24 protein-coding genes are annotated in these 21,345 nt (G+C 37.2%); 6 read left to right on the forward strand and 18 right to left on the reverse strand.

The features are described from left to right. Nucleotides 1–94 precede the first annotated feature (94 nt). The 6 genes from JI666_RS13725 to JI666_RS13750 all read right to left on the reverse strand — a co-directional run bounded on the left by JI666_RS13725 (nucleotide 95) and on the right by JI666_RS13750 (nucleotide 7,936). A complete protein-coding gene (locus JI666_RS13725; RefSeq protein ID WP_206892812.1) occupies nucleotides 95–1,231 on the reverse strand; it encodes an acyltransferase family protein in 1,137 nt (378 codons plus the stop codon). 372 nt (nucleotides 1,232–1,603) lie between these two features. Next, nucleotides 1,604–2,887 carry a CYP152 family fatty-acid peroxygenase CypC gene (gene cypC / locus JI666_RS13730; RefSeq protein ID WP_349769339.1) on the reverse strand — a complete coding sequence of 428 codons (1,284 nt, stop codon included), beginning with the start codon at nucleotides 2,885–2,887 and terminating at the stop codon, nucleotides 1,604–1,606. A 239-nt stretch (nucleotides 2,888–3,126) separates the two neighbouring features. Next, nucleotides 3,127–4,716, reverse strand: a complete 1,590-nt coding sequence (locus JI666_RS13735; protein WP_206892813.1) for an amidohydrolase — start codon at nucleotides 4,714–4,716, stop codon at nucleotides 3,127–3,129. Nucleotides 4,717–4,901: 185 nt separating this feature from the next. After that, nucleotides 4,902–5,633, reverse strand: coding sequence for an exonuclease domain-containing protein (locus JI666_RS13740; protein ID WP_206892815.1), 732 nt, complete (start codon nucleotides 5,631–5,633; stop codon nucleotides 4,902–4,904). Further along, nucleotides 5,634–6,617 (reverse strand): DUF294 nucleotidyltransferase-like domain-containing protein, encoded by a 984-nt coding sequence (locus JI666_RS13745; RefSeq protein WP_286170823.1) that lies wholly within the window; start codon nucleotides 6,615–6,617, stop codon nucleotides 5,634–5,636. Between the two features lie 35 nt (nucleotides 6,618–6,652). After that, nucleotides 6,653–7,936 (reverse strand): ammonium transporter, encoded by a 1,284-nt coding sequence (locus tag JI666_RS13750; RefSeq protein WP_206892818.1) that lies wholly within the window; start codon nucleotides 7,934–7,936, stop codon nucleotides 6,653–6,655. Between the two features lie 427 nt (nucleotides 7,937–8,363). Between JI666_RS13750 and JI666_RS13755 the strand changes: the two genes are divergently transcribed. Next, entirely contained in the window at nucleotides 8,364–8,780 is a 417-nt protein-coding gene (locus JI666_RS13755) for a hypothetical protein (protein ID WP_206892819.1), read from the forward strand. Between the two features lie 252 nt (nucleotides 8,781–9,032). Then, nucleotides 9,033–10,214: a hypothetical protein gene (locus JI666_RS13760; protein ID WP_206892821.1), complete on the forward strand. Its 1,182-nt coding sequence runs from the start codon at nucleotides 9,033–9,035 to the stop codon at nucleotides 10,212–10,214. 243 nt (nucleotides 10,215–10,457) lie between these two features. Here JI666_RS13760 and JI666_RS13765 read toward each other — a convergent pair whose 3' ends face one another. From JI666_RS13765 to JI666_RS13775, 3 genes are all read right to left on the reverse strand, one after another. Continuing rightward, entirely contained in the window at nucleotides 10,458–10,733 is a 276-nt protein-coding gene (locus JI666_RS13765; RefSeq protein ID WP_206892823.1) for a hypothetical protein, read from the reverse strand. A 9-nt stretch (nucleotides 10,734–10,742) separates the two neighbouring features. Further along, complete coding sequence (locus JI666_RS13770; protein WP_206892825.1) at nucleotides 10,743–11,018, reverse strand: hypothetical protein; 276 nt, start codon at nucleotides 11,016–11,018, stop codon at nucleotides 10,743–10,745. Between the two features lie 438 nt (nucleotides 11,019–11,456). Next, nucleotides 11,457–11,897, reverse strand: a complete 441-nt coding sequence (locus JI666_RS13775) for a UCP033725 family protein (protein WP_524535770.1) — start codon at nucleotides 11,895–11,897, stop codon at nucleotides 11,457–11,459. 746 nt (nucleotides 11,898–12,643) lie between these two features. Between JI666_RS13775 and JI666_RS13780 the strand changes: the two genes are divergently transcribed. Further along, complete coding sequence (locus JI666_RS13780; RefSeq protein ID WP_206892834.1) at nucleotides 12,644–13,339, forward strand: YfjC family protein; 696 nt, start codon at nucleotides 12,644–12,646, stop codon at nucleotides 13,337–13,339. Between the two features lie 248 nt (nucleotides 13,340–13,587). Here JI666_RS13780 and JI666_RS13785 read toward each other — a convergent pair whose 3' ends face one another. From JI666_RS13785 to JI666_RS21925, 8 genes are all read right to left on the reverse strand, one after another. Further along, nucleotides 13,588–13,893 (reverse strand): hypothetical protein, encoded by a 306-nt coding sequence (locus JI666_RS13785; protein ID WP_206892835.1) that lies wholly within the window; start codon nucleotides 13,891–13,893, stop codon nucleotides 13,588–13,590. 13 nt (nucleotides 13,894–13,906) lie between these two features. After that, nucleotides 13,907–14,287: a hypothetical protein gene (locus tag JI666_RS13790; protein WP_206892836.1), complete on the reverse strand. Its 381-nt coding sequence runs from the start codon at nucleotides 14,285–14,287 to the stop codon at nucleotides 13,907–13,909. A gap of 18 nt (nucleotides 14,288–14,305) precedes the next feature. Next, nucleotides 14,306–14,758, reverse strand: coding sequence for a hypothetical protein (locus tag JI666_RS13795; protein WP_206892837.1), 453 nt, complete (start codon nucleotides 14,756–14,758; stop codon nucleotides 14,306–14,308). An 18-nt stretch (nucleotides 14,759–14,776) separates the two neighbouring features. Then, the gene (locus JI666_RS13800; RefSeq protein WP_206892839.1) at nucleotides 14,777–15,082 is read right to left on the reverse strand and encodes a hypothetical protein; all 306 of its coding nucleotides are present in this window, start codon (nucleotides 15,080–15,082) and stop codon (nucleotides 14,777–14,779) included. A gap of 7 nt (nucleotides 15,083–15,089) precedes the next feature. Further along, complete coding sequence (locus tag JI666_RS13805) at nucleotides 15,090–15,875, reverse strand: hypothetical protein (protein WP_206892841.1); 786 nt, start codon at nucleotides 15,873–15,875, stop codon at nucleotides 15,090–15,092. 154 nt (nucleotides 15,876–16,029) lie between these two features. Then, nucleotides 16,030–16,281, reverse strand: coding sequence for a hypothetical protein (locus JI666_RS13810; RefSeq protein WP_206892842.1), 252 nt, complete (start codon nucleotides 16,279–16,281; stop codon nucleotides 16,030–16,032). 72 nt (nucleotides 16,282–16,353) lie between these two features. After that, nucleotides 16,354–16,974 (reverse strand): hypothetical protein, encoded by a 621-nt coding sequence (locus JI666_RS13815; protein ID WP_206892844.1) that lies wholly within the window; start codon nucleotides 16,972–16,974, stop codon nucleotides 16,354–16,356. A gap of 2 nt (nucleotides 16,975–16,976) precedes the next feature. Further along, nucleotides 16,977–17,699 (reverse strand): TNT domain-containing protein, encoded by a 723-nt coding sequence (locus JI666_RS21925; RefSeq protein WP_349769340.1) that lies wholly within the window; start codon nucleotides 17,697–17,699, stop codon nucleotides 16,977–16,979. Between the two features lie 294 nt (nucleotides 17,700–17,993). On the opposite strand from JI666_RS21925, the gene JI666_RS13825 reads away from it, so the two are divergent. From JI666_RS13825 to JI666_RS13835, 3 genes are read left to right on the forward strand one after another with little or no spacing between them, the layout of a single operon-like run. Further along, nucleotides 17,994–19,664: a T7SS effector LXG polymorphic toxin gene (locus tag JI666_RS13825; protein ID WP_206892845.1), complete on the forward strand. Its 1,671-nt coding sequence runs from the start codon at nucleotides 17,994–17,996 to the stop codon at nucleotides 19,662–19,664. Between the two features lie 45 nt (nucleotides 19,665–19,709). Then, a complete protein-coding gene (locus JI666_RS13830) occupies nucleotides 19,710–20,012 on the forward strand; it encodes a hypothetical protein (RefSeq protein ID WP_286170825.1) in 303 nt (100 codons plus the stop codon). 39 nt (nucleotides 20,013–20,051) lie between these two features. Beyond that, complete coding sequence (locus JI666_RS13835; protein WP_206892846.1) at nucleotides 20,052–20,756, forward strand: YfjC family protein; 705 nt, start codon at nucleotides 20,052–20,054, stop codon at nucleotides 20,754–20,756. Between the two features lie 109 nt (nucleotides 20,757–20,865). Here the strand turns inward: JI666_RS13835 and JI666_RS13840 are convergent, their stop codons facing one another. Beyond that, nucleotides 20,866–21,150, reverse strand: a complete 285-nt coding sequence (locus JI666_RS13840) for a hypothetical protein (protein WP_206892847.1) — start codon at nucleotides 21,148–21,150, stop codon at nucleotides 20,866–20,868. Between the last annotated feature and the right edge of the window lie 195 nt (nucleotides 21,151–21,345).

Consider the following 21,345-nt stretch of genomic DNA (forward strand, 5'->3'; position numbering starts at 1 on the left):
GATGAGGAAGCCTGGTTCTCATTTCATTCTACATGGAAATACATAGAAATTCACTAGTATATTGGAATGAATCAACGCGATAGGACTTTTGCCATCATACATGATCAGTTTGCACACCACTTCTCTCCATAATTCTATTCTTACTTTTCAATCCAAGTAAAACCCTCAACATACGAGACTGCCGAATGACAAAGTGATAGCAATTCACAATGATGATAAAAGAAACGACACTAAGAAAGATGAATTTCACTAAAATGGGCCACTGTAAATCACGTATAACGTAACCCAATAGAACAATGACAGGCTGGTGTAAAATATAAAAAGGGAGAGACGCTTCACTTCCATACGTTTGAAAACGGTTGGAAAAAGATAAGTACTTGCTTGCGAGGTAGAAAATGCTTACTAACAAACTCCAGCAATTGATCGTTCTAACACCATAGAAAACAATTCCCATAACTGACCCTTCTTCAGGATACGCCGCCATAAACCATACGATGTAAATCACTGAGGTTACCATAGCTACAATCAAATAAAAGGGAATAGTTGAATGGAGTATTAATTTAAAAGCAGAACTTGAGAAAAAATAATAGCCGTACACGAAGACGATGAAATAGAAAACGAGATCCCATCCGCCTAATCGCTGGGTATGAACAAAGCCAGATAAAAAAAGGATGAGAGGTAGCATACCGACATGAAGATAGCTCACGTTCTTGCTACCTTTTATACGCTTAAATAAAGGAAACGTTAGGAACGAAAAGACGAGTAGCACAAGCAAGTACCATAAATGCAATCCAAAGAAGGCAAAGTTGCCTGTTCCGCCAAAATCTAAATACACACCTTCGAAATAATGAGGCATAAATGCCAAAAAAGATCCTTGAAACTGTAAATTAGCCATCCGTTCGATATAAATTTGGGGTGGTGTTAGAGTAAATACCCCAAACAAAAGCGGGATCCCTAATCGCTTCATTCGTTCCTGACCAAACTCAGAAAAGCCTCGTTTCTTCATCGTGTACGTCATACTAATCCCTGAGACAGCGAAAAAGACAGGCATAATCCAGGCTCCAACAAACAACGAAAAAACCAATATACTACTAGAATCCACAACATTATTTTTAACGTGCCATGGAAATGGATTGAAGAACATGGAGCAATGGTAAAGGAATACACCGAGTGTCGCTATTACTTTAATCCAGTCGAGATCATGCTGCCTCGTTATTGTTGAATGATCCATTTCTCACCTCCTCAAAATGGGATTAAGATGCTTACTTGAACAACAGCCTTCCCTACTAATAAGGAGAGGCTTTTGCGTATGTCTCCTGTCATCATCTGTAGCTTTTGATCGTGCTTTGCAACAAAGGATTCATAACTAGAACACTAGTAACTAACCACTGAATGATTAACATATTCCACCTTCTTGTTCATAATCCTCTACCGCTATGTAATGAATGTGACTGATTGTTATAGGAGTACCATTTCGGTTATGCCGATTATTTGTATACATCAAAAACGAGGAGAGCTCATCAAGAATGTTGATAGCCTCCTCGTTTTCTTTATAACAGTCAGATCTGCTATGCTGCTTTATCTGATCCGGTCCTTTTTGTTGCTAAATCGCATCTCGAGAACCTGATTCCTTCCGTTTCACATCGGTCATCACAACTCCGCTCTTCGGCAAGCTAGGAATATCCGACATCGAATAGCTCAGATCTTGGTCAGGTAGCTTATACGTCATGTGATTTACTAAGTAATTGAGGCTTTCTTTAAGGATATCGAGCGTGAGCCACTCTCCTGCACAGCGATGGCCAATATCAAATTCGCCTCCACCTTGTGGGATAAAGTCAAATGGACTTCCTTTCCATGTTTTAAATCGTTCCGGTTGAAATTCATCTGGCTGCGCCCAAACGCTCGGATCGTGGTTTGTGCCATACAAATCCATTAGCGTAAGCGTATCTTCTTCAAAAAGGTAGCCTTCCCACGTAAAATCCTGCTTCACTCTTGCTCCAGCGAACGGGAAGAACGGATAGAAGCGACGAACTTCTTGTATAAATCTTTGTAGCTGATCAGGGTCACCAGATCTAAGCTTCTCGGTCTCCTCTTTGTTCTCATAAAGAGCGTGAGCAAGAAAGCTAATGTAAACAGAGATTGCAACCATCGGCCTTAGTAAATTCAGTAATTCAACTGCTACAACCTGTTGATTTAACAGCTCCCCATCTAAGTCACGATGGAAAGAAAAACGATAAAGAGCACGATCCTCCGGAGGATTCATCTTTCCATTTCTAACTTTCTCAATCATTTCCTCCATCCACTCTTCCCCATGAGAACGAGCTTTTTTTCCTTTCCAGTAACCAGGACCAACGGCTGCAGCCTCTTCAAACATGTCTCCAAGTTGCTCTGCTCTCATGTCTACTTCAGAATCTTCAAGAGGAACACCTGTCCACTCACAAGCAATATGTGTTAGGATTTTCTTCGATTCTTCATGCAACGTAATTTTGTCCTTTGTTTCCCATTCTGCTGCATATTTCGTCCAATATTTTTTCGTCAGTTCTGAGATCTCCGCTAGCATGCTTTTGGTCATCAATGACATAAACATTTCTTTACGATGGTGATGTGCCTCTCCATCCAAAGCCTGAACACCATTTTCTCCAAAAAGCGTTTTCTGAACACGTTTTGGCGCAGCTCCACTTCGTTTGAATTTCTCATTATCATAGAAAAGCTTCGCCGCTTCTTTTCCCGTTAAACAAATCGTTTTCTCGCCTAGAAGCTTCGTTTCAAAAACATTTGTTTCATACTTATCACGTCGATTTAGAATAAATTCATATCCTTCTTTCAGAACGTTTAACGTGTGGTCTAGTCCCTTTTCCTTTGGCATACTGCTATTCTGTTCCATCATCTGCTCTCCTCCTATGATCAACGTTTCGCATAATGCTTCCACTTTTAATCTACCCTATTATTTTCCACTTATTTCGTCATCCAAAACGCAGACTTGGACAATCTTAGACCAATTACTTTTACTTCACACACATAAAAAGCAGATGAACCTAATCAAGATCTGATTAAGTTCATCTGCCGTTATTTTAGAAGGAATAGCAATTCACGTGTTGTGAATCACGAGAACCGTCCCCGTGATTCTCACATCACCTTTTCTCCCTGAACCCAAGTCTCAAGAACTTCAATTTCCTTCAACTCTTTCGGTTCAACTTCCCTTGGATGTGCTGATAGCACAACGAAATCTGCTGTATGACCTTTTTCCAACTTCCCTTTCACCTTTTCTTGGAATTCTAATTCTGCTCCTGTCGCTGTATAGGCGTAATAGATTTCATCAACAGAAAGACGCTCATCTGGAATCCAGCCACCTTCAGGCTTTCCTTCTTCATCTTGCCTCGTAACGGCGGCATAGATGTGCATCAGCGGATTTAATGGCCCAATCGGACAATCGGAGCTTCCCGTAAACGGAATTTCCATCTTGCTGACTGTTTTCCAAGGGTTGCAATATTTTTCTTGTTCTCTTCCTACCCAATCAGCCGTTTGGTCATATTCCTTCATCATAAATCCTGGCTGTATTTCGAGGTAAGGCTTCAGTTTCTTCAGTCGCTCTAATAAATCAGGCGCAAGAATTTGGGCATGGATAATACGATGACGCATTTTACCTGCGCCTACTTTTTCAATCGCATTGATCGCTTGCTCGACTGTTCGATCTCCAATCGCATGCATCGTTACCTGCATGTTGTTCTCATCTGCCGTTTTCACCATCTCATCGAGCTCTTCTTGTGAATAGATTAACGTTCCGCTTGTTTCCGGTTTATCTTGATAGGCTTGTCTCAATGCTGCCGTGTGAAGTCGCTGCGTCCCATCAAGAAAAATCTTGAAAGCTCCCATCCGCACGCGATCAGACCCTTCACCCGTTCTTCTCTTATAAGTAGAGAGATACTCCTTCATGTTATCGAGATTGTAAACGTAATGATGAAGATGAACCTGAACAGGTAGGCCACCTTCTTCTTCTAATTTCCGATAGCTGTCCCACACGCGATCAAACGCACCTGTATAATTTAGATCATCTGTATGGATTGACGTAATTCCATGCTTCAGTAGATGCGGAACAGCATCATGAATCGCTTCATAGACCTCATCTTCTGTTTTTTGTCTGAAATGAAACTTAATGAAGTGAACGGCACTGTCTTTAAAGCGTCCAGTCCAATTTCCGTCTTCATCTTTCTCGATGAATTTGTCATGATTCTTCTCAAGTCCATCATGTTCTTTAATAATCTGTAACGCTTCTTCATTTACGATGCATTCATGACCATCATCATGTAGAAAGAACATTGGCTTCTTATATTCTAGCTCTTCAAGATCATGAGCGTTTAGAAGATGATCAATGTCTGTGAACTGACTATCAATGAGTCCCCGACCAATAATCCACTCATGCTCTTCCATCTGTTCTTCCGTGTACTTATCGTGAACGATTTGTTTCATTTCTTCCCAAGAAGTTACTTCTCGTAAATCAAGTTCTTTCTTCATTAACCCGTATCGAAGCAAATGAAGGTGCGTATCATTGAAGGAAGGAGCCACCGTCTTCCCTTTCCCATCAACAACGTCGCTTTCATTCCCTTCATATGGCCCGTTTCCTATGTAAGAGAATTTCCCGTCATTTATGATCAGATGTCCATCGTCTAGTGTTTCTTTGCCTGGTTGATAGATTCTCACATTGTTAATGACACTCATTGTTCCACTCCTTGTTTATCGAATTCTATTATTTATCTACCCCCTACTCAAAAAAATATTCGCTTACTTCATAAGTAATTTAATAGACTTACTAAACAGAAAAAAGCTAGGTTATGTAATCTAGAGCACGATTACATAACCTAGCTTTCAAATCACCGGTGAATCACGAGAACCGTCCCCGTGGTTCACCCCAACCGCGCCACCCGCTCATACACCTCACGCAAATTACGAAACCCTAATTCCTGAACTTTCTTCACGTAATAACACCAAAGCTCAGCAGTCATCTTCGCATCTCCCAAGGCATGATGGCGATCTCTTACTTCAATCCCGCTACTCGTACAGCAGTCTTCCAATTGAAATCCTTTCTGCTCAGGATCAACAATTCGAATGAGAAAAGATGTATCCACAATCCGATGGTCGAAATTAGAACGCATTAAGCTCCAAGTGGCATGCTGCATGAAGGATTGTTCATGTTTGGCATGATGTGCAACTAACGTGTGTCCTTTCATAAATTCATAGAATTGAGCAAGAACTTCTGATAGAGGTGGGGCTGAATATAGATCTTCCTCTTTAATTCCTGTTAATACTGTCACCTCTTCAGAAGGAGCTGTATTCGATTGAACTAACGAATAGAAGGTATCCTCCTCAATCGTTTCACCCGTTACTTTCACAGCCCCAATCGACAGCATCGCATCTCCTTTGTTCGGAAAGAAACCAGTTGTTTCAAGATCAAACACCACAACGCGCAATTCATTCAAGGGAACTTCGAGCGTGTTTTTCATTTTAATTTCTTTTTGCATCTGCCTCAGCATCGAGATATGGTGAGGATTTGATTGATCTTGAATCGAAGCATACATGCTCGTATTAACCTTCCCAGACATTTGCTTAAGATATTGAATCATTTGATTCATTCGCATTTAAGAACACCCTTTTTCGATTGCCTTTTTGGTGTACTTGTAGAGTTCCATTCCTTTTTTCATCATCTCTTTAAGCTCTTTCCTCTGTTCTTTAGGAAGAGAATCAATCGTCACATAGTGAACGGCTTCATAATTTTCTTGTTTCCCGTAGTGTAGGCGGAAGTGTAAGAGTTTCATAAACTCATTTTCATAAGATTGACGTTCTGAGCGAGGAAGCGTTTGATCGGATAAGGCTTCTAGTCTTGATAACGTAGACGTGTTCATCACTTTCTCTTTCAAAGCAAGAAGCCTAACCGCATTCACATACGGAAAGAAAGCAGTCTGTTTAAAATTCACTTCTCCTGTATGCTCCCCGTGCGTTTCGGCAAGAATTTGCCCAAATACGCCGACTCCTTTTTGCAGATGCATCGTGTTTTTCAACATTCTCTTCAATAAGTGCGGTGATTCTTCCAGTTTAAGGTGAATCAGTTTCTTTAACTCATCAATAGGTTGATCACGACCAACTAACACTCTCGCATCAACAAAAATCAACAGGTAACGGATCGCATCAAAACGTTCATCATCGATCCAGCTTTCAAGCTGCCCTCTCCATTCGTCCGTTGATTTACACCACAACGGATTTGAAGCCATCACTTTCCCATCACAGAATTCATACCCAACCGCATGTAGCCCATTTGAAATTTCGTTACCAAGCTTGAGGAAATAATCGCTTGCCCCTTCGCTCGTTTCTTGATAAACAATGCCATGATCCTGATCACTCCATAACGCTTGTTCAAACCGCCCACCGCTTCCCATCAGAAAAAATGAAAAAGAAGAGGGGGCAGGACCCCACTCTTTTTTCACTTTCTGTTCCGCAAGATGAACGACTTGCCTCATAAGTTGATCATGGAAGGCATTGAGCGCCACATGGTCTTCTACAACACCTTTAATTTGTTGTTCTCGCATTTTCATTAACGACTCATACGTTTCCAAATCATTTACCATGCTAACAGCCCCCTTGCTTCTCAGTAGTTAGCGACTTAACCGGATTTTGAGGTGCCGTCTACTTGTTGGCTTGAGCTGTTTGCTTGAAACATCTCAGGGTAACCATAGCTACCGTGCTCACTAAGATCAAGACCAATAATCTCTTCTTCTTCAGATACACGTAATCCGTTAAGTACTTTCTTAATTATCACGAGAAGAATAAACGATACAATAAAAGCATAAGCGCCACTTGCACCAACACCTAGCGCTTGAACGCCAAGCTGACTGAAACCGCCACCGTAGAAAAGCCCTGGTTGACCAACCGTCGCAAGTTCCGGTGTTGCGAAGAATCCAGTTGATAATGTACCCCATACGCCCGCTACCCCGTGAACGGATAAGGCAAAGATCGGATCGTCCACTTTCCGTTTTTCGAAGAATCTCATGCTATAGAACACGATGAAACCAGCAACCAAGCCAATCACAACCGCTCCCCACGTATCAACAAAGGCACAAGATGCTGTGATGGCAACCAAACCTGCTAATGCACCGTTTAACATCGTTGGTACATCCGCTTTTCCTGTTACAGCCCACGCTACAACTAGAGCCGCTACGGCTCCAGCACCTGCTGCTAAGTTCGTATTCATGGCAACAAAGCCAAAGAATGCAGCATCCGCAGATAACGTACTTCCTGCATTAAACCCGAACCAACCGACCCATAATACAAGCACACCAAGCGCTGTGAATACCTGGTTGTGTCCGGCAATATTGTTTGGAGAACCATCTTTATTGTATTTACCGATACGAGGTTTCAAAAGAATGGTTGCGGCGAAAGCACCCATCGCACCTGTTAAGTGAACAACCGTTGATCCCGCAAAGTCCTGCTTCCCATGTTCTGCTAACCAGCCACCGCCCCAGATCCAGTGGGCAATAACTGGATATACAAGGACTGAGAATAGTACGGCAAACAGAATATAAGCAGTTAACTTCGCGCGTTCTGCAAAACCACCAAACGCGATCGTTAACGAAATACCCGCGAACGCTAGTTGGAATAAGAAGAACACCGGCGCTGAAAGTCCTAACCCCTCAATTTCATAACCTGAATAGAAAAAGTCTGTTAAACCGAAGAACGCATTGCCTTCACCGAAAATCAACCCATATCCAACTGCCCAAAAGACGAGTGACGCAATCCCAAACGTGAAAACGGTCTTACCTGCAATATGGCCAGCATTTTTCATTCGTGTTGATCCTGCTTCAAGTAAAATGAAGCCACCTAACATTAAAATAACGAGTACTGCTGAAACCATCACCCAAAGACTATTCATCAGAAACATTGAATCCATTCTAACTTCCCCTCTCCATTTTTCAGAACCTCAAAAGACATTTTTAGAAAATACTAATTTATCTGATATTTATGATTATAAGTATTTTTGCATGAAAAGAACCGTTCTACAACAATCATGTCACATTATCTCTCCTACAAAATAAAGCGTTGAAACCGCATTGAGTTCACGTTATTCTGATTACTCATTATCAACCAAACGTTGTAAGCGTTACCAACTATCTTTTATGAATATACATTTCAAAACGTCCTATCTAGCCTAGATTTCAACTACTATTAGAAATCAATCAAACGTTTGTTTAACAGGATGGTTGATTGTATACAGGCAATACCTCATAAGCCCATTAAAATAGTGGTAGGATTAGGCTCTATGGTTTAAAATAGGTCACTAACAAGAAAAGCAGAACTTAAAGGTAGTGATGAGAAACATGTTATATATTTGGGATGTTGAAAAGATCATTAAAGATACATTGGAACAGCACGAGTTAAACATTAATTACGAATTCAATAATGAACTTAACGCTCCAATGAGCTATAACGTATCAACCAACACAATCAAATTTAACTATTTACAAATAAACGGCTATCAAGCCAAAGTGAACTTTAAACTAAAAGAAACAGAAGAAAACATTGCACTCCTCCTTCTCTATCACGAAATCGGGTATTACTTAGATTTCAAGAAACACAGACATGATTTAAGGATTTTAATGTATGAAGATGAGGAAGTTCAGCAGAAGCTGCTTGCTGAGATTGAAGAGAACGCTTGGGAATTTGGGCGGAGATTGGTGCCTGATTATTTGGTAGAATCTTATGATCGGTTGCGGGAGTTGGATCGGGAGTTTTAGAGAATCACGTAAATCACGGGGACGGTTCTACTGATTCATTTGTACACAATATACAAATAAACCAGAGGAACTAATCAGTAGGTTATGTCACCCAGTTTTTCTTTGAATCTGAAGAAATTTCATTAAACATGGAAGTGAATCACGAGAACCGTCCCCGTGATTCATTCCCCCGGTTGACAATGAGAATCATTCTCTATATGATAATGTTGAAATGATAACGATTACTACATAGAAAATAGGGGGAAATCAAACGTGTTGAAGCATAAGATCTTATATTTATTTCTTGCTTTAGGTCTAGTTCTAGCTGCTTGCGGGCAATCAAATGGGAACTCTACCAATGAAAATGCTTCTGATCAAAAGTCAGAACAGAATAGCGCGGAAAAAGCGGATGAAGAGAATGGTGAAGAAAAGGAAGAAGATGCTGATTTCATCTCTTCTTTTAATGAAGGGAAAGCAGAGCTTGAGAAAGCTTCTGAAGGTGAAGACGTTGACTATCAGGCTGTGATTGATCTTTATAATAACGACTTAAAACCTCTTGTTGAACAAAGAGAAGGTGAAATGGATCAACAGATCTCTTCTGCTCTTGAAGCCGGAAAATCTGGTGACCTAGATGGCGAAGTTGTGAAACAAATCTACGATAAGCTAATGCAAAAGGTTTTCTATTTAACAGTAAAGCATGAGTTTGACGAAGTGAATGAAAACTGGGGCAATACAGAAGAAGTGAACAAAGAGATTGAAGAAGCGAAGGAATACTATGAAGTGTTAAAAGGCACTGTCGAAAAACGTGATGCGGCATACGATACTTCCATGGTTTCTCAAATCGACTCTGGTTTCAGTGAAATGGAAACCGCTGTCGAAAACGATGACAACCTTCAATTTGTACTCGGAAGCCAAATGGTTGATAAAACGTTAATGAAGACGTTCTATCTTGCCACTGGCGCTCTTCCTGAAGGATATGCAACAAAAGCTGCTAAAGAAGCAAAAGAGGATCCTGAGCATGCTCGTGTGGAACAAGCAGAAGGATGGGCATTCTATCAATCGATCTCAAATTACATTACGAACCACGCTGAAGAAGATGCAGCACTAATCGAAGAAAATTTAAGTCTTGAAAACGATGTAGCAGAGATCGACCCAGAAGCTGTTAACCATGCGTTTATTCGCGGCTTCTCGAAAGTAGCCCTTCATGAATATGAAGAAAGCGAAGAAGAATGGGGAGAAGATAAATCCACAATCACTGCCCTTGAAGGTGCCCTCTTCATCGATATGATTTCAAGCGACATCGAGCGCATGGAAGGCGAAGAAGCTTACAACACCCTTTCTGACCATGCCCAGTCTTATCTAGAAGCTGTTAAATCAGATGAAAAAGAAAAGGCAATGGAAGAGCTGAAAGAAATTAAAGAAACACTGAATATGGTTATTGAGAAAGCGGAATAAATGTGGATAAGTACCTTTTCCTTATTGGAAGAGGTACTTTTTTTATGAGTGGATCATGGGGACGGTTCTGTTGATGCATTAAAGTAAAAGATCAAAAGAAGGTGCATGAACCATATCTATAATTCGCTCACCTTCTTTATAAGGATTGACCTAACATTATTTATCTAGTTAAAAAATGAATCATGAGAACCGTTTCTGTGATTCCGTCCTAGACTAGAGCTACCTTCTAAGACGCATTACACTCTACATTTTTAATAGTACTTGATATAATTTTTCGGATTTATTCAATTCTCCTAAAAGCGGATTTTCATAGTCGCTATAACTATCCAGATATGCCCTAACACCACCAACAATATTTATATTTTTAATATCATTATTATTTTCTAATATTTCCAGCGCCTTTTCATATCTTTTATAAATAAGTTGTAATATTCCATCGTTAATTTCATTAGAGTAATTTACTTCAAGGTGATTTAACACTACTTTTATTTGTTCGATCAACTGCTTTTTCTTGTCCATTATATCCTCCTACCTACTAGGAACCTCTCTAGTTTCTTTTATCCATTCTGAAGGCCAACCCTGTGGTAATAGTACTTGATCTGCATCGCCTTTCAGTAGTGCTCCCGTTTTTGTATTTTGTTTTTCGACTCTACCAATATTTAGAACTTCACCCTTTGGTACTTCAATTACTGCTTCATATTGTCTAGAATTTTTCCAATCTGGTAATAGAGCAGTATTGACCTTAGCGTTTATTCTATTTACTGCTGGAATAATAGTTATAAAAGAACCATGAATTTTGGCCATTCCGCCATATGTTCTATATAATAATATATTCTCTTCAGTGATTACAGTTCTATAATTACCTTCTTTTGGATCATGGGGACGGTTCTGGTGATTCATTTGTACAAAATATAAAACAAACCAGATCAACTAATCAGTAGGTTGTGTCACCTAGTTCTTCTTTAAAGCTGAAGAGATTTTATTAAACATGGAAGTGAATCACGAGAACCGTCCCCGTGATTCTGGTAAACAGTCCGAAACTATTCATAAGCATCGAAACCTGACTAATATTCAATATTTTCACCTCATTACTTTATTTCTCGTATATAACCTTGAATTACGGGGGTAGCAGCTCTACTGATTCATTTGTACAAAATATCCTAGTTCTTCTTTGAAGCCGAAGAGATTTCATTAAACTTGGAAGTGTATCATGAGAACCGTCCCCGTGGTGATCATAATTAATTAAATTTCCTGCCATAGTTCAATTAGTTTCACATCTCTTACATCAACTAATTTCTCATAATAATATTTATCTGATCGTTCAAACCCATTTTCTTTTGCAAGTTCTGCATCTGCAGTTCCGATTATTATTTTCGTTTGATCTTTTGGGAAATTAACATTAAAGGCATGACCATTATACTCTGCCTTATAATCTATCTTAATTAGCATTTCAATGTCGGTTCTTTTTACTTCTTTAATATAGATTTCCGGAAGATTCTTAGCATCCTTAAAACTATTTGGATAAGTTTTTTTCACAAATCCATTACCTAAATCACTTTTGTTTTTGCTAACCAATCTAATATTATTCAAATCACTTTTACTAACACTATATACATTATTGTTATATTTAGCATACTTTCCTTTCTCCAGCTCTTTCTCCTCCTTTACCTTATAGGCATAGATACCTTTATGGCTGTATCAAAATAGCAAACAGAAAAACCAGGTGGACTAAATAATAGAACGGTTAGCCCCCTGGTTGTTCTTAAGTCATATTTTGTACGCTATTAAATCTGTGAAATAAACCAATCAAACTGTTCTCGTAATTTCATCTTACCGTTGTTTTTGTATTCTGCATAATTTGTCAACATGAGATTTCACCAATTTCTTTTATCATTGATTCTAATTTATCAAGTTCAATAGCTAATGGTGAAAGTGATTAAAAAGATAAAATTTAAGTGAAGCCTCGCTTATTAAGCGTTTCATAGGAATTCAGTAAAGTCTAAGTAGATGCTTATTTGTAACCTTCATAAAACATTAGAAAAGGTAGCTCTTGGGCTATCTTTTGTTTCTCTTAGTTTACTATTAGAAAAGAAGTAAATGCATGCAGTCTTTAACTATAGCTTGTGGTATTATCTCAGTATGGATAGCGTTTAATTTATTTTTTTATTTATTATATCTCGTTAGTAGAACAGCAGGGCATGTATTTTATTATTGGGCCACTCATGTGGACCTAGATATTGGTTCTCCCCTCCGTTCTTAGGATTAACTCGATATGCAGCAAATCGCTATTATGTTAAGTTTAATTGTTTTAAAGCTATTGATGCTTATTTTATTCTCAATTTTGCTCCTTCTCTTACAAACCGTTTTCTTTATTTACTTTATTCATTTTTCCGAAGCAACCTGAAACAAAATGAGAGGATTATGCCCATATGTCTTATACTTTATCTATGGAAGAATACATATTTTCATTACTTTTAATGGATGGTGAGCAGATCGCAGCCTCAATAAAAGATGATGTTTTTGAAAACATTTCTAATCGTGATCTAGAAAATCGTTTAGATAGTGCCACAAATGGATTGCTCTCAAGAGGATTAATAACAATGGATCAAGACGTTGATGAACAATTTGAATTCTTTCTGAAGAAGTTAACGAATTCACCTCGTGTCATCCGATTGCAAATTGCTACTGATTCAGCGATGCTTGCAGCTACCTTGTTCTGTAACGATGATTACATATTTCAACAATCTCAAGATGATAATCGTGTGGTTAAATTATTCACAGAAAACAACGAGGAAGCACTCAGCCAACTTATGAATATTAGCGAGGACAAAGTAGAGCAAGACCCTTTTTCAATTAAAGAGCGGCATTTCGAGAAAGTTATTAATAAATTACTTGCCAGTAAAAAGCTTACAAGTAAAGAATCAGACTTGTTCCATCCAGCCTTCCTGAAAATATTAAAAGAAAAACAAGGGAAGTTAAATGCGTTATATGATTATAACCAAGAGAAACAAGGAATAGCCAATTCATTTTTGTATATTACAGGTAATGGACAAACATGGTCGATCGAGGGTGAGGGTAAGTTCGTTACAATAGCTCCGCTTTCGTTTAAGTCTCTGTTTGAATGAACTTAAAGAAATGACCGGGAATCACCAAGAATAAAGGGGAGGTTCTGTTGATTACTATTACTAATTTATAAACGACAAAACCTTAGCTCCTCGGTTCCTGTTTATGTAACCCTACCTCCCTTCTATTTTCTTGAATCAGCGGGACGGTTCTACTGATTCACCCGTATTCAAAAAAGAAAGCAGATGAATTAATCTAAAATGATTACATTCGTCTGCTTTTTTCTCAATATTGATAAAGGGAAATTCACTTAATTTGAATCACGAGAGCCGTCACCGGGATTCCCAATACCTTTTATCATTGATTCTAATTTATCAAGTTCAATAACTAATGGTTCTTGATAACTTTCAACTAAGTTTGTGTCAAAGTACGCTCGTAAAGCACCATTCAACTCTATATTGATTTTCCCCTTTCCTTCATTGCTAATCTCAGTGAGTAACTTTGAGAGCTTATTTAATAGTGTATCTAAAAATTCATGATTCCTTTTTTTCTTTTTTTCAATTACTAATTGAATGACTTTTTCAATTTGTATTTTAAACTTTAAATTGTTCCGCACCTTATTTCTCCTCCTACCTTGACCGAATTTGTTTTATTTCAGATATCCATTCTATAGGATAATTTAAAGGTAATAATATTTGATCTTCATTCCCTTTAAGAATATATCCCATTTTTGTATATTGCTTTTCTGCTCTACCAAGATTTAAAATAGTTCCTTCAGGAATTTCAATAATTGCTTCGTACTGCCTGGTGTTCTTCCACTCAGGCAGTAGAGCTAAACCAACTTTTGCTTGAATCCTATTTACTGCTGGAACCGTAGTAACAAACGTCCCAGCAGCATCAGCATGTCCTCCAAAAGCTCTATACAAAGTAATCTTTTCTTTAGTGATTGCTGTTCTATAATTAGCATCTTTGAAAGTACTAGCAATATTCGATGTAAAGCTTGGATTCACCGGGACGGTTCTACTGATTCACTTTTCTTGTATAAAAGAGAAACCAGATGAGCCAATCAATAGAATGATTAGTTCACCTGGTTCTTTGAGTATTATTAGTGGTGTAAAATTGATTAAACTTAGAAGTGATTCATGAGTACCGTTTGGGTTAAATAGATTTAATTCTATAAACTCTTTTCCTGTTTTAGTACTTTCTAAAGTACCATCTTCTAATATTGGAACCTCGTTTGATTTCCCTTTTATAATTTGATCAACATTTTCAATTCTAATACCTCTGTTCCAAAGTATAGTTGAAAATACATTAATAAATTCCTCCTTAGAAAATTCTTTAATAGTTATATCTGATATATAAACAGGTTCAGATATCATGGGAACGATCGGAAATAGATAATTTTTTTCAGCATAATTTAAGCACAAAAAACTCCAACCCATTTGCATATTTATTAGGATATCACCAATATTTATTTTCACAATTTATCTACCTCTTTTTCATAATAATGTTAAATCATAAGTTAAATCTTTAACATCATCATAAATAATTACACCAAATATAGAAGAATATATTTCCTTGATTCCATGACGGCTTCCTAAATCAAATTCAATTCTTTGCAATAGCTCAAGTTGTTTACTAGTAGTTAATGTAATAGGACTCCCACTTTTTTTACTTACGACTTTTATAATAGAAATCCACCATATTTGGTCTCTAAAATCGGCTACATTGCATTCAACGTCACAAGAATTATCTTCATATGTTAGAGTGTCAATCCCATCTGTTTTAGTAATAAAGCTGTTCATTATATCATCACCTTATGTTAATATGCTTAACTTTCTTATTATTCCTTAATTGTGGTAATTCCGTTGACCAGAAGATCGTTTTTGGTTTAATAAAATCAGGTACATTCTTCGTAAATGCTGTTACCGCTCCGCTTGCTCCCTCTGCATATCTACTAGATAAATTAGACCATATTTCATTTGTTTGCTCTAACGTTAATCCATACTCTTCATACCTGTACTTTCCATTTGGCAACTGCTCATATAACCTTAGATTATCCATCCATTTACCACCAGGTGTTCTTTCTAATGTTAACTTTGTTACTTCTTTTTCCATAAAAAGATTATCAGCATACCTTTCTGCTAATTCTCTGGCAGATGTGTACTTCATTTGGCCAATTTTATTATCAAAAGCTTCAACTCTACCCGCATAAAAAATCGCTTTATTCTTTTCTGTAGATACATCAGTATTCTTTGACTTTTCCATTAAGTACCCAACCTTTTCATCCTTTGTTTTAATGTTTTCTAATTGTTTAGAAAGAACATCTATATTAGAAGTATTAACATTTTCTACATCAAAAGTGGTTCTCTCGCCCTTATATTTTAATATCCCCTCTGCTTTCACATCACTTTTTCCTACAATTCCCACTCTCGCCCCACCAACCAACGAAGCCAGACCAATACTACTCATCCAATGTTCTTTAGAAAAATCATCTTCAGGATTTACTGCACCGTTCACCAGATCCGCTCCACCAATGGTCAGGTAATTTACAAAATCATAAGGTGAATCCATTGCTTTATCAGAACGTTCGTCCATTGCGTTAACGGTACCTCGCACGCCGTCGAACAATCCGAGAATCAGCGGGACGGTTCTACTGATTCACCCGTATACAAAAAAGAAAGCAGATGAATTAATCTAAAATGATTACATTCGTCTGCTTTTTTCTCAATATTGGTAAAGGGAAATTCACTTAATTTAAACCACGAGGGCCGTCACCGGGATTCCCAATACCTTTTATCATTGATTCTAATTTATCAAGTTCAATAACTAATGGTTCTTGATAACTTTCAACTAAGTTTGTGTCAAAGTACGCTCGTAAAACACCATTCAACTCTATATTGATTTTCCCCTTTCCTTCATTGCTAATCTCAGTGAGTAACTTTGAGAGCTTATTTAATAGTGTATCTAAAAATTCATGATTCCTTTTTTTCTTTTTCTTCAATTACTAATTCAATGACTTTTAGAAAATCTAATTAATATGATAAATGAGAATCGTCCCGTGATTCTAAATAATTCATTTACCAATAAATAGTCTTTTTAATTGCTCTATATCACTAATAGAAGGTATAAAATCAAATTCCAATGCATTAATAAATTCATCAAATGTTTCAAGCTTTTTAGAAAAATTATAGGTTACTACTAAGGCACTTGAAAATGGTCTACTTTCAGAAATAATGACTTTCTCATCTAGTAAACTTAAGTAGTAGATATCATACTTACTATCGTTTAAGGTTACATTAATGGCACCTCTCTTTTCAGCTAAGATAGAAAATAAATGATTACTAACTTTTTCATTTAGTATAGTTATGGCTTGCTGAACATCCTTGTCTATATTTCTTAATTTATTTTTAATGCTTTCTTCAACTTTGATATCACCATAAGTTCCTTCTAGTGCAGTATATAAACCTAATAATCCCATTTGTTCATTATTAAATTGAGCTAATTTATATTCTTGGTTTCTTTGTAATTCATACAAATAAAACGCATGACCTACGCTTACTAATTTAAAACCCATATCAAGATTAGTAGTACCATCTTTATTTTTTGGATATATTATCAGTAATAACTCACTCTTCTTTTCTACATTAACAGTATATTGGCTTTTTAATAATTGAACTAACTTCTCAATATCCATTTCTATTCCTCTCTTTCAAAAGTAACTTCTACAATTAGATCTTCGTCTATTAACTCTTGTAATGAATATGTTTTACCATTTTTATGGTATTTAATAAATTGAATTCCCCCTCCAACCCTGTCAAACCAAGGTGCAGCTTTGCCACCCATAACCTCAAGATTTTCAAGAACTTTATAAATATGATAATCTGCTGTGTCGCTATGCAATGCTAAAGCGCGTTGTTCATATGGTACACCTTTTTCCGAAAAGAAACTTCCTTCAGGAAAACCATATCGATCAATAAGAGTTTCTTTACTTAATATCATCGGTTGCGGTTCACCCTCAAAACCATTATTGGGAGTCCAATTTATATCGCCAGTTTTTTGATCATAATATTTGGGATCATCGAAAGTCATTTTATACTTTTCATACAAATGACCCGATGGACTGTAGTTCCAATCTGATAACTTAATTCTATCTTCTACACTTATATTTTTTTGTGTATAATCCCAAAATTGACTGTATCTATTAGCGCCTTCATCATCCATCATATCTGCAAAGCTCAATATTGAGTTGTTTTGATCCTTCTCCACAATAGGATTTTTCTTCAAACTATTGGTAGGGGAAATCACAGAACGTTTAGTAGGAACACCTACCCTCGCCCCACCAACCAACGAAGCCAGACCAATACTACTCATCCAATGTTCTTTAGAAAAATCATCTTCAGGATTTACTGCACCGTTCACCAGATCCGCTCCACCAATGGTCAGGTAATTTACAGAATCAGCGGGACGGTTCTACTGATTCACTCTCTATTCCTATTAGAAACCAGTTAGACCATTTTTGAAATGATGAGTTAACTGGTTTTTTATTATTTGTGGCAATCTTTTTATATTTTTGAGTGAACCATGAGACCCGCTTCGGTGGTTACCACACGGCAGGATGGAGATCTGTTTCCTTATCTCTCTTTCCCTTTCTCTTCTACTAATTATGATATTATATTAAAGAGTTATAATGTCAGATAAGGTGGCGATATTGCGATGAAAACGTTGGAGGTAGATTCTTTTCTCTCTGGTATTGAATTGACTCTTAAACAATTGGACTCCCAAGAAAGAGATATAAAGAAAATAGATTCTGCTGTAATGGAATTTATTCAGTTAGATGAGGCTTTAAAAGGTAAGGGTGGGCAGGCCATTCGTTCATTTTATCAAGATTGTCATATCCCATTTCTAAAGTATTATGAATCGACTTTAGATGAATATAAAAATGCTTTACATAACATGAAGAATGAATTAAAAGCTTTTGAATCCTCTAATACAGCAACGATTCGGGAGGATTTCTTACAAAATGATTTAGATCATGCTATGAAAAAGGTAAAAACCATAACAACAGATCTATCAAATGAAGCAAATTCTATCATTAACTCTGTAAGTGATATTATTATGATTCCGACATTGCAAGATAGCAATATCATGAATCAATTAAACAGCGCAGACGAAAAAATTAATCAAACAATAGAACAATTACATCAGTACGACCGCCAACAGGTAAAAAAATTAGACTACGTAGCAGATCATGCTAACGATGCTTCTGCTTACGTTGAACAAATTAGCTCTATGTTTCACAGTAACCAGATCAGTGTAGAAGGTTACCAGCCCGGCTCCCTTTTTCAGAAATTAAATCAAGCGGTACAATCACCAGTAGGAATAGCTACTAGTGTGCAAGGGAGTATAAACCATGAAAATCCAACTAGTAAACGTGCATTAGATTTATTACTGGATTACGAGGAGAGTAAAAATGTAGAATCAACAACAAAGCCAAGCGAAGATGACTCTTTGTTGAATGCTTTGTTAGATAGTGCAATTGGCTCCGTTGCACCTTTAGCCATTATGACCGCTTCACACAAATCTGGTATACTCCGCGTTGAATATACTAAGAAAAAGAACCACTATACATTTAAATACGACAGGAGAATTCTTCATTTTCTGAAGGGGAAAACAGGACCTGAGTGGACGAAAAGTATGATCCAAAAGATAAACAAAGCAGCAAGAGATAACCACAAAATGGAAAAGTATATTAAAGCCCAAAAGAAAAATATATCAAACAATACAAAATTTGTAGATAATCGAACACGTTCAACCAAAGCTAAAAGTTTGCTTATTAAACTAGCAACTGGGAATCGTCCTGTTCATGAACACGTAAAGAGTAAACTAATCAAATACTCCTCTAAAGATATGGTTATATCTAAAAAAGCGTTTAACAAAGTCATTGCTAGAACTTCAGGTATTGGTACAGCAGTGGTTGGGGGCATAACTGCTATTAGTAATATTCGTAGAAGGACAGACAAAAACCCATCTTTAAAAGGTAAAGAAAAATTTGAAGTTACTGGGCGTATAGTTAGTGAAGAGATCAATAAAGTAGGGGCAAGTGCTACTGGAGCAACTGTTGGAGCATATGCTGGAGCTCTTATTGGGGGAGCGCTTTCTGGCCCTTTCGCTCCATTTGGAGCAGCAGTAGGAGGTGTAGTTGGAAGTGCCATTGGTGGCGCAGTAGGTGAATGGGCTTCAAAATACACAAATAAGTGGGCAAGCGATGCTGGCGCTGCTGTTAGTGAAACGTTATATAACACTAAAGAGAAAGCAAAAGAAACATTAACTAATGTTAAAGACACATTAAGTGAGTCAACAGATAAAATACTCGGATGGATATAAATTCAGCTGCATATTCCCTAAAGTAGCGAAAAGGATTTGATAAATATGATGGATATATTAGCCGTTGTATGCGGTGCTATTGGATTTTCATTAATTTTCAATATGTTTTTTTCATTATTATATTTGCTTAGCAAATCAGCAGGAAAAGGATTATATCGTTGGGTAACTTACGATGATTTTGAACTATTAACGATATTAATCTTCCCTTTTTTGGGATTAACACAATACGTAGCAAGTAGATTATATGAAAAGTACAATTGGTTTAAAGCTAGAATCATCCTTATCTTATACTCCATTTTACTGTTGATACTAGCAATCTTGTTCTTTATTTTGTTTGACTTATTATAATATCAACTTATAACTAATAAACGAAAGGACTACACCTATATGTCTTATACTCTATCTGCTGAAGAATACATATTATCCTTACTATTAATAGATGGTGTCCAGGCGGCAGCTTCTATAAAAGACGAGGTTTTCGAAGACATTTCCGATCAAGAACTAGAAACTCGTTTAGATAGTGCCACAAATGGATTGCTCTCCAAAGGGTTATTAACGATCGAGGAAAATGAAGAGAGTGTCGATGCAGAGTTTGAAAAGTTTCTGATGAAGTTAACGAATACACCTCGTGTGATTCGATGTCAGATTGCTACTGATACAGCGATGCTGACCACTTCTTTGTTCTGTAACGACGATTACACTGTTCAGCAATCTTTATATGATAACCGCGTTATAGAGTTATTCCCTGAAAACAATGAAAAGGCGCTCAGCGAACTTATGGATCTAAGCGATGTAAAAGTAAATCATGAACCATTTTCTATTAAAGAGCCTCTATTTGAAAAAGTGATCGATAAATTACTTGAAAATAAGGAGCTTACAAGCGAAGAATCGAACTTGTTCCCTACAGAATTTTTGCAAGTACTCAAAAAGAAACAAGGAAAGTTAAATGCATTATATGATTATTATTTAGATGAACAAGTCATGATTGGGTCTCTTTTGTATATCACAGGTAATGAGCAAACATGGTCTATTGAGAGTGAGGGTGAGATACTCACCATTGCTCCGTTTTCATTTAAGTCGTTGTTTGAGTGATTTGAATAAGTAAAACTTAACCATTATTATCAAAGCCATACCACCATGCCATGCATGTTGATATGGCTTTTTTTGAATTATTAGTGGAGCAATAGCAGTGCAAAAAAACCTACAGCCCAAACAAATAAGTCACCCCTACTGCAACGATAACCATACCGGCGATAATGGCCAGTCCAAAATGATATAATGCATGACTCTTATTACCCTCTGTCCGTTCTCTTAATCCATAACGTAGGATTCGAACAAACCAGTACGTCATGAAAAGTCCCGCGGCAAAAAGATTATTATCAGGGTTCGAATCGAACATTAACACGATAAAACCAACGATTAAAGCAACATAAAAGAACCCTAACACAACTTCCCACCGATTGTTTTTCACAGTCTCTTTTATCACTTCCATCTCCTTATTGAATCAATTCAATACCTCTCTCCTTACTCCTCAAACTACCTCGAAGAAATCCACCAAGCAAAATGACCGCAATGTGCATTAGTACTAGCACCGAAAGTAATAACACTACTTTTCTCCTTGAAAAAGACTTATAGACATTTCAACTTTTTGTATGGTAGGCTTTTTATCCTACTCCTCTGT

This window comes from Bacillus sp. NTK071 (assembly GCF_017303315.1).
GTDB lineage: Bacteria > Bacillota > Bacilli > Bacillales > Guptibacillaceae > Guptibacillus.

Excerpts from the sequence above, each read along its gene's own strand:
- JI666_RS13725 (WP_206892812.1), bottom strand. The coding sequence starts at position 1,231 with ATGGATCATTCAACAATAACGAGGCAGCATGATCTCGACTGGATTAAA.
- cypC (WP_349769339.1), bottom strand. The coding sequence starts at position 2,887 with ATGATGGAACAGAATAGCAGTATGCCAAAGGAAAAGGGACTAGACCAC.
- JI666_RS13735 (WP_206892813.1), bottom strand. The coding sequence starts at position 4,716 with ATGAGTGTCATTAACAATGTGAGAATCTATCAACCAGGCAAAGAAACA.
- JI666_RS13740 (WP_206892815.1), bottom strand. The coding sequence starts at position 5,633 with ATGCGAATGAATCAAATGATTCAATATCTTAAGCAAATGTCTGGGAAG.
- JI666_RS13745 (WP_286170823.1), bottom strand. The coding sequence starts at position 6,617 with ATGGTAAATGATTTGGAAACGTATGAGTCGTTAATGAAAATGCGAGAA.
- JI666_RS13750 (WP_206892818.1), bottom strand. The coding sequence starts at position 7,936 with ATGGATTCAATGTTTCTGATGAATAGTCTTTGGGTGATGGTTTCAGCA.
- JI666_RS13755 (WP_206892819.1), top strand. The coding sequence starts at position 8,364 with ATGTTATATATTTGGGATGTTGAAAAGATCATTAAAGATACATTGGAA.
- JI666_RS13765 (WP_206892823.1), bottom strand. The coding sequence starts at position 10,733 with ATGGACAAGAAAAAGCAGTTGATCGAACAAATAAAAGTAGTGTTAAAT.
- JI666_RS13770 (WP_206892825.1), bottom strand. The coding sequence starts at position 11,018 with ATGGCCAAAATTCATGGTTCTTTTATAACTATTATTCCAGCAGTAAAT.
- JI666_RS13780 (WP_206892834.1), top strand. The coding sequence starts at position 12,644 with ATGTCTTATACTTTATCTATGGAAGAATACATATTTTCATTACTTTTA.
- JI666_RS13800 (WP_206892839.1), bottom strand. The coding sequence starts at position 15,082 with ATGAACAGCTTTATTACTAAAACAGATGGGATTGACACTCTAACATAT.
- JI666_RS13805 (WP_206892841.1), bottom strand. The coding sequence starts at position 15,875 with ATGGACGAACGTTCTGATAAAGCAATGGATTCACCTTATGATTTTGTA.
- JI666_RS13815 (WP_206892844.1), bottom strand. The coding sequence starts at position 16,974 with ATGGATATTGAGAAGTTAGTTCAATTATTAAAAAGCCAATATACTGTT.
- JI666_RS13825 (WP_206892845.1), top strand. The coding sequence starts at position 17,994 with ATGAAAACGTTGGAGGTAGATTCTTTTCTCTCTGGTATTGAATTGACT.
- JI666_RS13830 (WP_286170825.1), top strand. The coding sequence starts at position 19,710 with ATGATGGATATATTAGCCGTTGTATGCGGTGCTATTGGATTTTCATTA.
- JI666_RS13835 (WP_206892846.1), top strand. The coding sequence starts at position 20,052 with ATGTCTTATACTCTATCTGCTGAAGAATACATATTATCCTTACTATTA.